The following is a 15,791-nucleotide window of genomic DNA, read 5'->3' as shown; positions in this document are numbered from 1 at the left end:
AGCCTTTCCCCATGACAGCCATCCCCGACAGCCAGTGGATCCGCGTTGACACCGCCGCGGGCAGCTTCGATGCCTACCTGAGCCTGCCGCCGGCAGGCGTGCAGCCCGGCGCGCCGGGCATTGTGCTGCTGCAGGAGATCTTCGGCGTCAACGAGCATATCCGCGCCGTGGCGGACCAGTACGCCGCCGACGGCTATGCGGTGCTGGCGCCGGACGTGTTCTGGCGCCAGGCGCCACGCGTGCAACTGGGCTACGAAGGCGACGACATGGCGCGCGGCATGGCGCTGCGCAAGGCGGTGGATGTCACCGCCGCGCTGGACGATATCGCCGCCACGGTGCAGGTGCTGCGCCAGCACACCGGCGCCGGCAAGGTGGCGGCGGTGGGCTATTGCTTCGGCGGCCTGCTGTCGTACCTGAGCGCGGCGCGCGGGCTGGTGGATGCGGCCGTGCCCTACTACGGCGGCGGCATCCAGAACCAGCTGCAAGAGGCGGCGAACATTCGTGTGCCGGTGCAGTTCCACTACGGCGCGCTCGACGCGCACATCCCGCCAGAGGCCGTGCAAGGCGTGCGCGACGCCATGGCCGGCAAACCCGGCAGCGAGATCTACGTCTACCAGGGTGCGGACCACGGCTTCAACTGCTGGGCGCGCGGCTCCTACCACCAGCCCAGCGCCGCGCTGGCCCACGGACGCGCGCTGGTGTTCCTGTCGGAAGCGCTGTAGTCCACCCCGACGCGCTGTAGTCCCACCCCGAGACGCTGCCGCCTTGCCATGGCCGGGCGGCAGCCTTTATCCTCGGCGCTTGGCTTCAAGACTTGCTGGACCCACCATAACAATGGAGACCACACCATGCAGTCAGAGCAGCAGCGCGCCCTGCGCAACACCATTCCCGACGCCATTGCCCGCGCCGTGCGGCGCAGCCCGGGCAAGACCGCGATCCGCTTCGGCGAACGGGCCTGGACCTATCGCCAACTGGATCAGGCCGCGGCCCGCGTGGCCGGCGCGCTGGCGCAATGGGGCCTGCGCCCCGGCGACCGCGTGGCCGCCTTCGGCAAGAACTCAGACGCCTATGTGCTGCTGTGGCTGGCCTGCCTGCGCAGCGGCCTGATCCATGTGCCGGTCAATTTCTCGATGACGCGCGCGGAGGCCGAGTACATCGTCACGCAGTCGGGCGCCAGCGCAATCTTTGCCGATCCGGCGCTGGCCGACCGCGTCGAGGGCCTGCCCTGCAAGGTCAGCGGCACGCTGCACGGCGGCAAGGTGCGCGATGTACTGGCAGCCGCCGCCAGCGGCCCCGCGGCACCGGTGTCCGATTCGCTCACCGACACCACGCCTGCGCAGATCCTGTACACCTCGGGCACCACCTCGGCCCCCAAGGGTGCCGTGCTGACCCATCGCGCGCTGCTGGCCGAATACGTCAGCACCATTGCCGCCTGCGATATCCGCGAATCGGACTACTCGCTGGCCGCGCTGCCCCTGTACCACTCGGCGCAGATGCATGTCTTCCTGATGCCGCTGCTGCTGTGCGGCGGCACCACGCTGATCGCCGACAGCCCCGAGGCCGGCTATTGCCTGCGCACCATCCACGCCGAGGGCATCACCAGCTTCTTTGCGCCGCCCACGGTGTGGATCGCGCTGCTGCGCCATGCGGACTTCGATCCGGCGCGGCTGGGGTCGCTGACCAAGGCCTACTACGGGGCCTCGATCATGCCGGTGCCGGTGCTGCTTGAGCTGCAGCAGAAGCTGCCGGCACTGCGTTTCTACAACTGCTACGGCCAGAGCGAGATCGGGCCGCTGGCCACGGTGCTGGGCCCCGACGAACACGCCGGGCGCCCCGCCTCCGCCGGCCGGCCGGTACTGAACGTCGAGACCCGTATCGTCGACGAGACCATGCAGGACGTGCCGCCCGGCGAGCTGGGCGAGATCGTGCATCGCTCGCCGCAACTGCTGACGGAGTACTGGGACAAGCCCGAACTGACCGCTGAAGCCTTCACCGGCGGCTGGTTCCATTCCGGCGATCTCGGCTATATGGATGCCGAGGGCTACCTGTACGTGGTGGACCGGATCAAGGACGTGATCAATTCAGGCGGCGTGCTGGTATCGAGCCGCGAGGTGGAAGAGTGTCTGTACACTCACGGCGCGGTGGCCGAGGCAGCGGTGTTCGCACTGCCGCACCCGAAGTGGGTCGAGGCAGTGGCCGCCTGCGTGGTGCGCAAGCGCGGCCATGAAGACGCCGCCGAGGAAGAGCTGATCGCCCATGCGCGCCAGGCACTGGCACCGTTCAAGGTGCCCAAGCGCATCGTGTTCGTCGCGGACCTGCCGCGCAACACGGCGGGCAAGCTGCTCAAGCGCCAGCTGCGCGAGGACTACGCGCAGCTGTTCGGCACTTAGTACGGCACGGCTACGCCGTTCTCGACCTTGACGCGGTCGCCGATGCGCATCTGGTAGGCGTTGGACTGCGTCAGCGTCAGGTAGGCGTTGTCGCTGGTGCGCACGCGCACACGGTAAGCCGCGGCCGAGGATCCGGTGCGCTTCTCGACCTCGTTGCCGGCCACCGCACCGGCAACCGCGCCGCCGATGGTGGCCACGGTATTGCCGCGGCCGCCGCCGACCTGGTGGCCCAGCAGTCCGCCCACGATGCCGCCGACCACGGCGCCCGCGCCGCTGGTCGAAGGCGGCTGGCCGGGCACCACCTCGATCGCCTCGACCCAGCCGTAGCGCACGCCGTAAGCCTGGTTGCCGTAGTTGTTGCCGTAGCTGCCGTCCGGATATGACTGCTGCGGATACGGCTGCTGGGGATAGCCTTGCTGCGGATACCCCTGTTGCGGATACCCTTGTTGCGGGTACCCCTGCGGGTAGCCCTGCTGCGCCGGGTAGCCGCTGATGGTGGTGCTGCCGCCATAGCCGCTGGTGCCGTAGCCGCTGCTGCTATAGCCGCCACCATAGCTGCCGCCGTACCCTCCGCCATACCCGTTGTCGTAGCCATACGGCGTGGCACACCCGGCCAGCGCACCGGCGCCAAGCACCGCAAGCACAACCGAACGAAGGGGGATGGACATGTCAGGACTCCTGCGCTCTGCGCGTGTTGGGGAATGCGCGCGAGTCTAGGGCCGCCGGCAGCCAGCGGGTGTCACCGGAACCTGTGATTGGTAACTGCCTGTAACTGGCTGGCAGTGCAGGCCTGCCGCGGCTCAGGCGCGCTCGGCGCCGTCGTCGTTGAACTGGGTGATGCGGGCCACGCGGAAAGCGCCGCGCAGCGATTCCAGCTCGGTCCGGTGCAGCATCGCCAGGCGGTTCAGGTAGCGCTCGCCCTTGGCCAGCAGGTGTACCTGCACCACGCGGCGGTCCTCGGGGTTGAGCCGGCGCCTGACCAGCCCCGCCGCCTCGCAGCGGTTGACCAGCGCCACCACGCCGTGCTGCTTGGCCTGCAGCCGTTCCGCCAGTTCGCCGATCGAGGCCCAGTCCTTGTCGGCACAGCCGCGGATATGCAACAGCAGCAGGTACTGCTGCACGGTCAGCCCTTCCGCGCGCGCCGCATCTTCGGAAAACCGCAGGAAACGCCGCAACTGGTAGCGGAAATCCGAGAGCGCCTCGAAGTCGGCCTTGGTAAGCGATGTGGATTTCCGGGACGGGGCGGACTTGCTGGGCATAAGGTGGCGAAAAAGCGCAAAGGAGGAGGAAAGCGCAGGAACCACGCGCAATACCACGGGTGCGCGGCCGGTCCCGCAACCGGGCGCACGCAATTATAGGGGCCGCGCACCGAGGCGCCAGCACAAACATGTCCGCCAGCTCATGTGCCCGGCGCACGGTTGCATCGTGCCGGCGTCAGGCTATGGCAGAATCTGTGCGGTTGCAGACACCTTCACCCGTCACCGGAAAACGCACCGATGTTCTCGGAAATCGCTCTCTTCCTGCTGGATACCGTCTTCACCCTGTTCGGCATGGCGCTGTTGCTGCGCGTGTGGATGCAGCTCACGCGGCTGCCTACGCGCAATGCGGTGTCCCAGGGGGTGTTCCAGATCACCGACTGGCTGGTGCGCCCGCTGCGCCGGGTCATCCCCGGGGTGGGCGGCATTGACTGGGCCACGGTGGTGGGCGCATGGCTGACCGCGATGGTGTTCCTGGTGCTGGTCGCGCTGCTCAGCGGCATCGACCTGCTCGGCTTCCTGCCGGCCATGCTGCTGACCGCCCTGCTCTATGTGCTGAAATGGACGATCAGCCTGGTAATGTGGGTCACGCTGCTGATGGCGATCCTGTCGTGGGTCAACCCGCATTCGCCGATCACCCCGGCCATCGACCACCTGACCGCGCCGGTGCTGCGCCCGATCCAGCGCGTGGTACCGCGCCTGGGCGGCTTCGATGTTTCGCCGCTGGTGCTGTTCGTGATCGCGCAGATCCTGCTGATGGTGATCGCGCGGCTGGGCGCCAGCATCTTCGGCATGCACTACTGAGCCAGCGGCGGCTCGGCACATTGTCCAGAGCCCTGGACAGTGTGTCGAGAATTGACCCTTTTTCTGCCCCGTGTGAAGTCCTACATTGCAGGCATCGTGGCGCTTCCGCCACGCACCCTGCCTGAGAAGGACCACACACCATGAAGACCATCGCCCAACGCCGCAGCCTGGCGCTTTCCCTGCTGTGCGCCGTCAGCCTGTCGTTTGCCGCGGCCGCTGCCCACGCCTCCGAACCCGTTTCCGACATCGCCCGCCTGGACGGGAGCATCGCCCACGCCGGCAAGGCCGATCCGTTCCTGGGCGGCGCCAGGCTGGGCAAGGCCGACCCGTTCACTGACGGCGCCAGGACCACCGACCGCCGCGACGCATTCACCGACGGCGCCTGAGCTCCTGCCCTTTCCGTTGCCACGGCCCCGGCCGTGGCGGCCCGCCAGCGCCCTCAACCCGCCGTGCGGGCCGCTCCTTCAGCCTGCCCGCTCGCGGCTGCTTCCGCCCCCATCCCCCCGTCCAGGCCCGCCTCGGGCTCCAGCTCGGACACCATCATCGATTCGATCGCTTCCATGAAGGCCCGCACCTTGCGCGGCTGCAGCCGCCGGTCCGGCAGCAGCGCGAATACGCGCAGCGGCGGCAGAGGATAGTCAGGCAACACGCGCACCAGCCGCCCTTGCGCGATCTCGGCCTCGCAATAAATGACCGACAGCCGGGCGATGCCCAGCCCAGCCAGCGCGCCCTGCAGCCGCAGTTCGGCGTTGTGGGTCTGCATGCGCGGACGGATCGGCACGGACACGGTCTGGCCGTCGCGGGTGAATTCCCAGACGGTGTCGCCGGGCGTGGTCAGCGTCGGCATATTGGCCAGGTCTTCCGGGCGCAACTGCGCCGGCAGGCTGGCCGCCAGCGCCGGCGCGGCAAAGAGGCCGCGCTCGACATGGTAGATGCGGCGCGCCACCGTGCCGGAGTCGGGCAGGTCGGTGTCGACGACGACGAAGGCCACGTCAAACCCGTCGCGGATCGGGTCGACCAGGCCCTGGGTGATTTCCACGGCCACGTCCAGCGCCGGATGCGCCGCCAGCGTGCGGCAGATCACGCCACCCAGTTGCTGGGCGCCGAACTCATAGGGTGTGGCGATGCGCAGCACGCCCTGTACGCGCTCCTCACGCGCCAGCGTTTCCTGGCGGATCTCGCGCAGGCGCGCAAACAAGGGGGCGACATCGCGGTAGACCGCCTTGCCAGCATCCGTGAGGCGCATGCGCCGCGTGGTGCGCTCCAGCAGCTTGGCGCCGATGGCGGTTTCCAGCCGCGCCACTGCGGCCGAGACACGCGACTTGGGGCAGTCCAGCTGCTCCGCCGCGGCCGTGAACGTCCCCTGCTCGACCACGCAGCAGAACGCCTCCCAATCATTCCATTGGATTGTTTCGTTCACCGGACAATGTTTCCCTGACAAGCTGTAGTTCCCGACGGCAGGCCTACATTATGCTTGAGCGATGCAACAAACGCCTGTCCCCGCTGGACCGGACGCCTCAGGCCCCGCAGTTCCAGCAGCCCTAGCCCCCGCCGCCCCCATTCCCCAGCGCCCGCGCATGCAACTCGCCAGTCACCCGGAAATGGGTCACTGGCGTCTTTCATTGTTCGGCCTGACGCTCGGGCTGGTGACCGGCATCGACTTCTCGTCCACGCTGATGATGGGCGTGGCCAGCCAGCATATCCAGGGCGGCGTCGGTGCCGCGCCGGAAGATTATCTGTACGCGATCTCGGCCTACGCGGCCACCGCGGTGCTGATGAACATGGTGCTGGACCAGGTCGCGCGCCGCGTCACCTACAAGCGCTTCACCATCGGGTCGCTGCTGGTATTTGTCCTGGGCTCGCTGATCTGCGCCGAGTTTGCCAGCCCCACCGGGCTGATCACCGGCAAGGCGGTGCAGGGGCTGGGTGCCGGCGGCCTGTTCGCGGCCTCGCGCATCCTGGTGCAGCTGGTATCGACGCCGGCCGAGCGCGGCCCGCTGATGCTGCGCTTCGGCGGCGGCGCGTTCTCGATGCTGGCGATCACGCCGTGGCTGACCAGCATCTTCCTGGACGATATCGGCTGGCGCGCGGTGTTCCTGTTCCAGGCCGGCATTGCGCTGCCGGTACTGCTGTCGGTGGCGCTGACCTACCCGACCCGCGCGCCACGCGACCCGCATCCGCCGGTATCGACACTGGACTGGCCCGCCGCCATCGCCGCCGCGCTGGGCGCGCTGGTGTTCCTGCATACGCTGCAGGAGATGCGCTACACGCGCTTCTTCAGCTCGCTGGAAATGCCGCTGGCCGCGCTGTGCGGGCTGGCATTGTTCGCCTTCAGCGGCTGGCGGCTGTATCGCCATCCGGATCCATGGATCGACTTCTCGCGCCTGGCCGGACGCCAGTACCTGTACGGGCTGGGCTTCTACACGCTGTACTACCTGCTCTCGTCGGCCTGGTCGTTCCTGCTGCCCTCGCTCACGCAGACCGGGCTGGGGCTGACCTTCCGCACCACCTGCATGCTGTTGTCGACCAGCGGCACGGTGTCGGTCATCGGCGCCATCGTCATTACGCTGGGCATGGCGCTGGTGTTCCGCAAGCGGCGCGTAATCGCCATCGGCTTTGTCGTCTACGCCTGCGCGGCGATGCTGCTGTCGCAGCAGCTGATGCCGGGCGCGCCGGATTACGCGCTGGTGCCGGTGGTGCTGCTTGAAGGGCTGACGCCGGTGCTGCTGATGGTGCAGGTGGCATCGATGACTTACCTGGAAGTGCCGGTCGAGGATTTCTCGCACGCCTACCAGTTCAAGAACGTGTGCAAGCAGATCGCCTCGGCAATGGGCACGGGGCTGGCGAGCGTGTTCATGCAGGACGGCCTGGCACAGCACCGCACCCACCTGGTGGAACACATCACCCGCTACAACCCGGTGCTGCAGGCGCCGGATGCGCTCTCGGCAACGAGTCTGGCCAAAATCTCGCTGGAAGTCGACCGCCAGGCCACGCTGCTGGCCGGCATGGACATGCTGCACGGCTTTGCCGTGTTGTGCGTGGTGGCGGCGGTGTTCGTGCTGGCGCAGCGCAGCTTCCGGTAAGGAACCCACGCGCCGGGCGCCAGGCCATGTCCGGGGCCGGTACTGGCGCAATCCCGCCATTTCCTCTACCCTTTCGGCCTTTCCGTGCCAATCCGGCGAACCGCGCCGGGCTACGCAAATGGCCAGCCCCACCGATTCCCGCCAGAACCCGCCGCGAGCACCGCAGACCGCCGACAGCGCCGCCGCCACGCCCGAAAAGCCGAGCGACAGCTATGTGCAGTCCTTTGCACGCGGGCTGTCGGTCATCCGGGCCTTCAACGCTCAGCACCCGGCCCAGACGCTGACCGAGATCGCCCAGGCCAGCGGCCTGACGCGTGCCGGCGCGCGCCGCATCCTGCTGACGCTGGTGGGGTTGGGCTACGTGCAGGCCGACGGCCGCCTGTTCCGGCTGACGCCCAAGATCCTGGACCTGGGCTTCGCCTACCTGACCTCGATGCCGTTCTGGAACCTGGCCGAGCCGATCATGGAGACGCTGTCGCAGCAGGTGCATGAAAGCTGCTCGATCTCAGTGCTGGACGGCACCGAGATCGTCTACGTGCTGCGCGTGCCGGCGCGCAAGATCATGACCATCAACCTGTCGATCGGCAGCCGCCTGCCGGCCTATTGCTCGTCGATGGGGCGGGTGCTGCTGGCCGGCCTGGCCGAGCCCGAGCTCGACAGCGTGCTGCGCGCCACCGACCTGCGCGCGCGCACCAGCCGCACCGTCACCGACGTGGACGCGCTCAAGGCCATCGTCGCCGACATCCGCAAGCGCGGCTGGGCGCTCAACGACCAGGAACTGGAAGAAGGGCTGGTGTCGCTGGCCGCGCCGATCCGCAACCGTGCCGGCCACACCATCGCCGCCATCAATATCAGCGGCCAGGCCAACCGCACCAGCGCGCAGGAGATGCTGGAGCGTTTCCTGCCGCCGCTGCTGGAAGCTTCGGAGAAGATTTCCGGGCTGGTCGGGCTGCGCACCTGAGCACAGCCGCGGGGATCAGACTGCCGCGGGCAGCTCCACGCTGCCGAACTCGGCCGAGCGCGTGCCGTCCAGCGGCCGGTTGCTGGCCCCGAAATACGCAAACGCCACTGACAGCTTGACCGCGTCGGAGGCATTGCGGCCGGCCGCATGGAACAGCCGGCTGTCGAAAAACAGCACGTCGCCGCGGTGCAGCGCCAGCGGCTGCGCGGCATCCAGCAGGGGCTGGCTGGCGGGGTGGGCTTCGATCAGGAATTCGGCCGGGTCCAGCTGGCCCGGCTCCAGCTTCGCCTGGTGCGAACCCGGGATGACGCGCAGCACGCCGTTGCGTTCGTCCTCGTCGCCCAGCGCCAGCCACACCGTCACCAGTTCCGGCCGGGCAAACGACCAGTAGCGCGTATCGCGGTGCCAGCCAGTCTGGCTGCCGTAGTGCGGATGCTTGGTCATCACGCAGTTGTGGTGCGCCAGCGTGATGCGGGCGGGCTCGCCCAGCAGCGCCTGCACCACCGCCACCAGCTTCGGGGCGCTGGCCCAGCGGCGGAAGACCTCGTCGCGCCCGTAGGCCTGGCGCAGCCGCCTGACCGTGCCGCCGCCGGCGGCATCGCGTGCGGCCGGCGCGCCGGGATAGCCCAGGTCGGCCTCGAACTCCACCGGCGGCACCGCCGCGGCCAGGTGCTCACGCGTCACCGCCTCCAGCGCCGCGCACGCCGGCTCATCGGCAAAGCCGCGCAGGATCACGAAACCGTTGGCGTGGAAGGCCTGCACCAGGCGCGGCAGCGCGCCGGCATCGGCAGACAGGACGGAGGAAGGCAGGTCGGCGCAGGGGTCCAGCGAGGTCATTGCAGCAGGCGCGGTACAGGCAGCGGAAAGAGGAATGGGAAGGGCCGCGGTGGCCCGACAGGCTCATGATGCCAGAACCGGCGCAATCTGGCGCAGGCGCTGCACCATAACCATGCAGACAGCGCCGGGGCACTCACTCTCCGTACGGAAACAGACGGTGCCGCGTGCCGCCCGCGCCGCTACAATGCGCTGGTCTTCACCCGATATTCCCTGCATCCACCCGTTTTTTCCACCTTTTGCGCCGAGGCCCAACGTGACAGCTCGCCCACGCATCGTCGCTTCGCTGGCCGAGGCCCAGGCCCAGCTGGGCCGCATCGTTCTTGGCAAGCCGCAGCAGGTGCGGCTGGCGCTGGCCTGCATGCTGGCACGCGGCCACCTGCTGCTCGAAGACGTGCCCGGCGTCGGCAAGACCACGCTGGCCCATGCGCTGGCGCGCACGCTCGGGCTGCAATACCAGCGCGTGCAGTTCACCAGCGACCTGTTGCCGGCCGACCTGATCGGGGTTTCGGTCTTTGTCCGCGACGCCGGCGAATTCCGCTTCCATCGCGGCCCGGTGTTCGCGCAGGTGGTGCTGGCCGACGAGATCAACCGCGCGCCGCCCAAGACCCAGAGCGCGCTGCTCGAGGCCATGGCCGAGGGGCAGGTGACCCATGACGGCACCACGCACGCGCTGCCGTCGCCGTTTTTCGTGATCGCCACGCAGAATCCGCTGGAGCAGATCGGCACGCATGCCTTGCCCGAATCGCAATTGGACCGCTTCACCATGCGGCTGTCGCTCGGCTACCCCGACCCCGCCTTCGAGCGCGTGCTGTACCTGGGCGGCGCCAGCGCGCCGGAGCTGCCGCCGGTGATGGATGGCAGCCAGGTGCTGGCGCTGCAGGAGGCTGCCACACAGGTGTACGCCAGCCCGGCGCTGGTGGACTACGTGCTGGCGCTGGTGCAGGCCACGCGCAGCCACGACGGCTTTGCCGCGGGGCTGTCGCCGCGCGCCGGGCTGGCGCTGCTGGCCTGCGCGCGCGCCTGGGCCCTGCTGGCGCAGCGCAACATGGTACTGCCGGAAGATGTGCAGGCGGTCTTCACCGCGGTGGCCGCGCATCGGCTGCTGCCCGCCGGCGCGGGCGGCCACGCCGCCGTTGCCGGCGAACTGGCCGCGCTGCAGGCCGGCGTGGCCATTCCCTGAAAGCCATGGCGGCGCGCAAAAGCGTGCTCCGCGGCGCGCCGGTCATGGCTCAGCGCCGCACGGCGGGCCGGCGCCCGACCGGCGGAACTGGCGGCACGCTGCTGCTGGATCGGCGCCACCTCTATATCCTGCCCACCCGCGGCGGCCTCGGCTTTGCGGTCGTGCTGGCGGCGATGCTGCTGACTTCGCTGAACTACAACATCAGCCTGGGCTTTGCGCTGACCTTCCTGCTGGCCGGCATCGGCATGGCGTGTATGTGGCTGGCCTACCGCAACCTGCTCGACCTCGCCGTGGCCGCGGGCCCGGCGGCGCCGGCCCATGCCGGGCAGGATGCCGTGTTCCAGCTGCGCATCGACAACCGCGATGCCGACGCGCGCATCGGCATCGAGGCGCGCGTGCCGACGCTGCCAAACGTGGCAACCGCCATGCTGACGCTCGATGGCAGCGCCAGCGGGATGCTCGCCCTGCACGTGCCGACTGCGCGCCGGGGCCGGCTGGTGCTGCCGCGCGTGGCGATCGCCAGCCGCTTTCCGTTCGGGCTGTTCCGGGTCTGGAGCTATGCGGACCTGGACATGTCGACGCTGGTCTATCCCGCCCCGGAGCCCGATGCCCCGCCACCGCCTGCCGCATATCGGCCAGACGCTGGCGATGGCGTGCACACGGCCGCGAGCGCGGCAACCAGCGACGACGGCATCGACCAGCTGCGCCGCTACCGCAGCGGCGACCCGCTGCACCGCATCGCCTGGAAGCACAGCGCGCGCACCGGCCGCTGGCTCAGCCGCGCCGGCGATCCACCGCAGCAACCGGCGCGCTGGCTGGACTGGTACGCACTCCCGGCCGGCATGGAGGCGGAAGCGCGGCTGTCGCGCCTGTGCGCGTGGCTGCTGGCCGCCGGTGACGATGCCGAGATCGGCCTGCGCCTGACCGGCGTAGAACTGCCGCCAGCGCGCGGCGCCAGCCACCGGCGCGCCTGCCTGGAAGCGCTGGCGTTATGGCCGCAACGGCCCGCGGCCTGCCGCGCCGGAGACCGGGCGTGAAACCCGTCGCGCGGCCGCTGCGGCATGACGACCATGGGCTGCTGCTGGGCCAGCTGGCGCTGGTGCTGGCGCCGCAGGCGCGCACGCTGCCGGTGGCGGTCAGCCTGTTGCTGGTGCTGCTGCTGGGCTGGCGCTGGCTGCTATGGCGGCGGCGGGCGCCGCTGCCTTCGCGCTGGATGCTCGGCATCACCGCGGTAATGGTGCTGCTGGTGGCCAGCGCGCTGGTGTGGCAGGACGGCGGCGGCATGGGGCGCGAGCTCGCCGTGGCGCTGCTGGGAGCCTTTGTCATCCTCAAGCTGCTGGAATGCCGCGCGCTGTCGGACGCGACGCTGGTCACGCAGCTGTCGTTCTACCTGCTGCTGACGCTGTACCTGTCCGACCAGCCGTTCTGGCTGGCGCTGTACAGCCTGGCGATCGGCGCCTGGGTGCTGCGCAACTGGCTGTTGCTGCACCACCCCGAGGCGCGCAGCCGGCTGGCGATCTGGCCGCTGCTGGGACGCATGGCGCTGCTGGGGCTGCCGTGGGCACTGGCGCTGTTCGTGCTGTTCCCGCGGCTGGAGCACCCGCTGTGGCAACTGCCGCAATCGGCGCCGCGCGGCACCACCGGCATCAGCGACACCATGCGGCCGGGCAGCGTCGGGCAGCTGATCCGTTCTCCCGAAATCGCCCTGCGTGCCGAGGTCGCCGGCCCGCCGCTGCCCGCCGCGGCGCTGTACTGGCGTGCGCTGGTGCTGTGGGAATACGACGGCACCACCTGGCACCCGTCGCGGCAGCGCCGGCAGCAACTGGCGCCAGCGCCCGCCGCCGGCAACACGAATGGCATCGACATCAGCATCACGCTCGAGCCCAGCCAGCAGCGCTGGCTGTTCGCGCTGGACCGCGGCCAGGCACTGTCCGCCGGCGTGGATGGCGCCGCCACGCCCGACGGCGAGTTCATGGTGCGCCGGCCGGTGGACCAGCGCATCCGCTACCGCACGCATTCCACGCTGTCCCCCGCGCCCGAAGCGCTGACAGCCGCCACGCGCCGGCTGGCCCTGAGCCTGCCGGACGGCAATCCGCGCGCCCGCGCGCTGGCCGCCCAATGGGCCGACCGCCATGCCGATCCCGTCGCGCGCGTGCAAGCCGCGCTGCGGCTGTTCGCGGCGGCGCCCTTTGCCTATACGCTGAGCCCACCGCCGCTGGGCAGCGACCAGGTCGACAGCTTCGTGTTCGACACCCGGCGCGGCTTCTGCGAGCACTACGCCAGCAGCTTCGTCTTCTTGATGCGCGCCGCCGGCGTGCCCGCGCGCGTGGTCACGGGCTACCAGGGTGGTGAGTACAACCCCATCGGCAACCACTACGTGGTGCGCCAGTCCGATGCGCATGCCTGGGCCGAGGTCTGGCTCGACGGCCGCGGCTGGGTGCGCGTGGACCCGACCAGCGCCGTTGCCCCGGGCCGCATCGAACAGGGGCTGGATGCGGTAGTGGGCAGCGAAGCCGCGGACTGGCGGCCGTCGCAGCAACCGGCATGGCTGAAGGACCTGCGCTGGGCCTATGAAGGCGTCGTCTACACCTGGCAGCGCTGGGTGCTGCAGTACGACCATGCGCAGCAGCAGCGGCTGCTGCTGGCACTCGGCGCCGGCGTGGGCGCCGGGCAGTTGCTGGCCGGCGTGCTGGGCGCACTGTGCCTGCTGGCGCTGGTGCCGCTGTGGCGGCGCCGCGGGCCGGCAGACCCGGTCGATGCGGCCTATGCCCGCTTCTGCGCCCTGCTGGCCCGCCACGGCTGCGAGCGCGCCCAGGCCGAAGGACCGCAAGACTTCGCCGCGCGCGCCAGTGCGCGGCTGCCGCGCGCGGCCGACGCGATCGCTGCCGTCAGCGCCGCCTATGTCGGCTTGCGCTACGGCAACCTGCCGGCCGCGGGCCATGCGCAGGCGCTGGCAGCGATGCGGGCAGGCATTCGCCAGATCGCCGCGGCGTTGCGGCATTAAGCCCCCGCCAGCCACGCCGGCCGGCACGCCCTGCCGGGATTAGCTTCGCTTGATATAATTACATCTGCAACTATATCGAATGCAATCGATCCGCCGCTCGCGTGGATCGCAACGCCTCCAGCCATGTCTTTCGAACAACGCATCGACCGCTTCTGCGCCCGCCATCCCGAGGCCCCGCGCGACCTGATCCTGGCCTCCAGGCTGCTGCTGCGCACCGCGCGCCTGCTGCGCGGCCATATCGACCAGGCGCTGGCCCCGTTCGAACTGGACATGAGCCAGTACCTGCTGCTGAGCATGCTTGCCGTCGACGAAAACCGGCCCAGCATGCCGTCCGAGCTGGGCGCCACGCTGGACGCCACGCGCACGCAGATGACGCGGCTGCTGGACGGCCTGGAAGCGCGCGGGCTGCTGCGCCGGCGGGCGTCGGCCAGCGACCGGCGCAGCCTGGAGCTGACCCTGACCCCGGCCGGCCGCCGGCTGCTGGAGCGCGCCGCGCCCGCGGTGCATGCCGCCTACGGCGAGGCCTGGGCGCCGCTCGGCGCAGGCGGCCTGGCCGGCGCCACGCGTGCGCTGACTCAATTGCACCAGACCCTGGAGGGGCTCCAGCCATGAAGCCCGGCTCACCCTGGCAGCCTCTGTGGCGATTGCGCGTCAGCATGCGGTGGCTGCGCTGGCTGAGCCACCGGCAGCGCCAGACCCTGCTGATGATGCTGCTGGCGCTGGCCACCGGCTTGGAGTTCCTCGAGAACATCATGTTCGTGTTTGCCTCCAGCCATATCGTCGGCGGCCTCGACGCCGACCCGCGCAGCTTCGCGCTGGTGCAGGCGGCCTACGCCGTGGGCAGCATGCTGATGATCCTGAAGCAGCAATGGCTGTCGCGCCGGTTCGGCTACCGCTACTACCTGACGGGGGCGCTGCTGCTGTTCATGGCGGGCACGGTCGTGGCCGCAACCAGCCATGCGCTGCCGCAGATGGTGGTGGCGCGCTTTATCCAGGGTGTGGGCGGCGGCGCGCTGTTCACCAGCTGCCGCATCCTGGTCAACGTGCTGTTCGGCCCGACCGCGCGTCCGCGCGCCACCCGCATTTTCATGATCGGCATCTTCTCGGGGTCGGCGCTGGGCCCGGCCTTCGCCGCCGAGCTGATCGACCATGGCGTATGGCAGGACGTGTTCTACGGCGTGCTGCCGTTCGCCGCGCTGGCCACGCTGGGTGCCTGGCTGCTGCTGCCGGATGCGGAGCCGCGCACCGATACCGGCGGCCCCGCGCTCGGGCCGCTGCTGCTGTTCGGCGCCGCCATCGTGACCTTGCAGGCGGCGCTGACCGAGGCGCGCTTCGACGTGTTCTCGCACCCGCTGAGGCTCGCGCTGGTGGCCGCCGCGGGCCTGGCGCTGCTGGCCGTGTTCCTGTGGCACCAGTGGCACCACAGCGAACCCGTGCTGCACCTGCGCGCACTGCGCCACCCGGTGTACCTGACCGGCCTGGCGATGTACTTCGTGTACTACATGATCAGCAACCTGAGCGGCTACCTGTTCCCGATCTACGCCGAGCAGGCGCTGAAGATCCCGCTGGCGGCCACCGGCTGGCTCAACACCTTTGCCGCGCTGGTCAGCCTGGCCGGCATCTTCGTCTACCTGCAGGTGGCGCCGCGCCTGACGCGCAAGAAGCCACTGATGGTCGCCGGCCTGGTGCTGATGGCCGCCACGGCATGGTGGTTCTCGCAGATGCCGCCCGACGCCGGCCCGCCGGCGCTGGCATGGGGGCTGGTCGGCAAGGGCCTGTTCGGCGTGCTGGTGATCATCCCCATCGCCGGGCTGACGTTCCGGGCGCTGGGTCCCGATGAATTCGCCCATGGCTACCGCAGCAAGAACCTGATGCGGCAGGTCGCCGGCTCCTTTGCCTCGGCGCTGGGTGCGGTGCTGCTGCAGAACCGCCAGTTCGCGGTGCACGACAGCCTGCTGCACGCGGTGGGCCAGCGCCCCGCCGAGACCGAACACTGGATGGCTGCCATGCAGGCGGCATTGGCCGCACGCGGCTTCGATGCGGCGCAGGCCCACCTGGGCGCGCTCGCGCAACTGAACGGGCTGATCGAGCAGCAGGCCAGGCTGATTGCCTGCGAGGATATCTATCGGCTGATTGCGGTGCTGGCGCTGGGGGCGGCGGCGTACATGCTGCTGCAGCGGCGACTGCCCTGAAGCCCGCGCGAGCGGCTATGCGCAAGCGGTGCGACGACTGGAACTACTGCGGAACAGACGCGGAATCTTGGGGAGAAGCGAAGG

At 69.8% G+C, this 15,791-nt stretch carries 15 protein-coding genes; 11 read left to right on the top strand and 4 right to left on the bottom strand.

All coding sequences use genetic code 11. From position 1 onward, the window contains the following. The first annotated feature begins 11 nt into the window (after positions 1-11). Both I6H87_RS19590 and I6H87_RS19585 read left to right on the top strand, forming a co-directional pair. Positions 12-722, top strand: a complete 711-nt coding sequence (locus I6H87_RS19590; protein WP_010809807.1) for a dienelactone hydrolase family protein — start codon at positions 12-14, stop codon at positions 720-722. Between the two features lie 126 nt (positions 723-848). Beyond that, positions 849-2,390 carry an acyl-CoA synthetase gene (locus I6H87_RS19585; RefSeq protein ID WP_010809806.1) on the top strand — a complete coding sequence of 514 codons (1,542 nt, stop codon included), beginning with the start codon at positions 849-851 and terminating at the stop codon, positions 2,388-2,390. Here I6H87_RS19585 and I6H87_RS19580 read toward each other — a convergent pair. Together I6H87_RS19580 and I6H87_RS19575 are read right to left on the bottom strand one after the other, a co-directional pair. Beyond that, positions 2,387-3,058, bottom strand: a complete 672-nt coding sequence (locus I6H87_RS19580) for a glycine zipper 2TM domain-containing protein (protein WP_010809805.1) — start codon at positions 3,056-3,058, stop codon at positions 2,387-2,389. The two genes, I6H87_RS19585 and I6H87_RS19580, sit on opposite strands and share 4 nt — an antisense overlap. A gap of 132 nt (positions 3,059-3,190) precedes the next feature. Continuing rightward, positions 3,191-3,649 (bottom strand): MarR family winged helix-turn-helix transcriptional regulator, encoded by a 459-nt coding sequence (locus tag I6H87_RS19575; RefSeq protein WP_011616392.1) that lies wholly within the window; start codon positions 3,647-3,649, stop codon positions 3,191-3,193. 237 nt (positions 3,650-3,886) lie between these two features. Between I6H87_RS19575 and I6H87_RS19570 the strand changes: the two genes are divergently transcribed. Together I6H87_RS19570 and I6H87_RS19565 are read left to right on the top strand one after the other, a co-directional pair. After that, positions 3,887-4,450 (top strand): YggT family protein, encoded by a 564-nt coding sequence (locus tag I6H87_RS19570; protein ID WP_010809803.1) that lies wholly within the window; start codon positions 3,887-3,889, stop codon positions 4,448-4,450. A gap of 140 nt (positions 4,451-4,590) precedes the next feature. Beyond that, the gene (locus tag I6H87_RS19565) at positions 4,591-4,836 is read left to right on the top strand and encodes a hypothetical protein (RefSeq protein WP_011616391.1); all 246 of its coding nucleotides are present in this window, start codon (positions 4,591-4,593) and stop codon (positions 4,834-4,836) included. A gap of 53 nt (positions 4,837-4,889) precedes the next feature. On the opposite strand, the gene I6H87_RS19560 is transcribed toward I6H87_RS19565, so the two are convergent. Continuing rightward, complete coding sequence (locus I6H87_RS19560) at positions 4,890-5,870, bottom strand: LysR family transcriptional regulator (protein WP_011616390.1); 981 nt, start codon at positions 5,868-5,870, stop codon at positions 4,890-4,892. 61 nt (positions 5,871-5,931) lie between these two features. Between I6H87_RS19560 and I6H87_RS19555 the strand changes: the two genes are divergently transcribed. Beyond that, a complete protein-coding gene (locus I6H87_RS19555) occupies positions 5,932-7,533 on the top strand; it encodes an MFS transporter (RefSeq protein ID WP_011616389.1) in 1,602 nt (533 codons plus the stop codon). A gap of 118 nt (positions 7,534-7,651) precedes the next feature. Then, the gene (locus tag I6H87_RS19550; protein WP_010809799.1) at positions 7,652-8,494 is read left to right on the top strand and encodes an IclR family transcriptional regulator; all 843 of its coding nucleotides are present in this window, start codon (positions 7,652-7,654) and stop codon (positions 8,492-8,494) included. A 15-nt stretch (positions 8,495-8,509) separates the two neighbouring features. On the opposite strand, the gene I6H87_RS19545 is transcribed toward I6H87_RS19550, so the two are convergent. Continuing rightward, positions 8,510-9,331, bottom strand: coding sequence for a phytanoyl-CoA dioxygenase family protein (locus I6H87_RS19545; protein ID WP_011616388.1), 822 nt, complete (start codon positions 9,329-9,331; stop codon positions 8,510-8,512). Positions 9,332-9,584: 253 nt separating this feature from the next. Here I6H87_RS19545 and I6H87_RS19540 point away from each other — a divergent pair, with 253 nt between their 5' ends. The 5 genes from I6H87_RS19540 to I6H87_RS19520 all read left to right on the top strand — a co-directional run bounded on the left by I6H87_RS19540 (position 9,585) and on the right by I6H87_RS19520 (position 15,707). Beyond that, on the top strand, positions 9,585-10,511 hold the full coding sequence (locus tag I6H87_RS19540; RefSeq protein WP_010809797.1) for an AAA family ATPase: 927 nt from the start codon (positions 9,585-9,587) through the stop codon (positions 10,509-10,511). Positions 10,512-10,516: 5 nt separating this feature from the next. After that, positions 10,517-11,548 carry a DUF58 domain-containing protein gene (locus I6H87_RS19535; protein WP_011616387.1) on the top strand — a complete coding sequence of 344 codons (1,032 nt, stop codon included), beginning with the start codon at positions 10,517-10,519 and terminating at the stop codon, positions 11,546-11,548. Further along, positions 11,545-13,515 carry a transglutaminase TgpA family protein gene (locus I6H87_RS19530; RefSeq protein ID WP_041688273.1) on the top strand — a complete coding sequence of 657 codons (1,971 nt, stop codon included), beginning with the start codon at positions 11,545-11,547 and terminating at the stop codon, positions 13,513-13,515. The genes I6H87_RS19535 and I6H87_RS19530 overlap by 4 nt, the downstream gene beginning before the upstream one ends. Positions 13,516-13,638: 123 nt before the next feature. Continuing rightward, the gene (locus I6H87_RS19525; protein ID WP_011616385.1) at positions 13,639-14,127 is read left to right on the top strand and encodes a MarR family winged helix-turn-helix transcriptional regulator; all 489 of its coding nucleotides are present in this window, start codon (positions 13,639-13,641) and stop codon (positions 14,125-14,127) included. Then, the gene (locus I6H87_RS19520; RefSeq protein WP_011616384.1) at positions 14,124-15,707 is read left to right on the top strand and encodes an MFS transporter; all 1,584 of its coding nucleotides are present in this window, start codon (positions 14,124-14,126) and stop codon (positions 15,705-15,707) included. Before I6H87_RS19525 ends, I6H87_RS19520 begins: the two co-directional genes overlap by 4 nt. Positions 15,708-15,791: the final 84 nt, after the last annotated feature.

Origin of the sequence: Cupriavidus necator (genome assembly GCF_016127575.1) — a bacterium.
GTDB lineage: Bacteria > Pseudomonadota > Gammaproteobacteria > Burkholderiales > Burkholderiaceae > Cupriavidus > Cupriavidus necator_D.
Note: the sequence above shows the minus strand (reverse complement) of the source record. Positions and strands in the feature narration are given on the sequence as shown.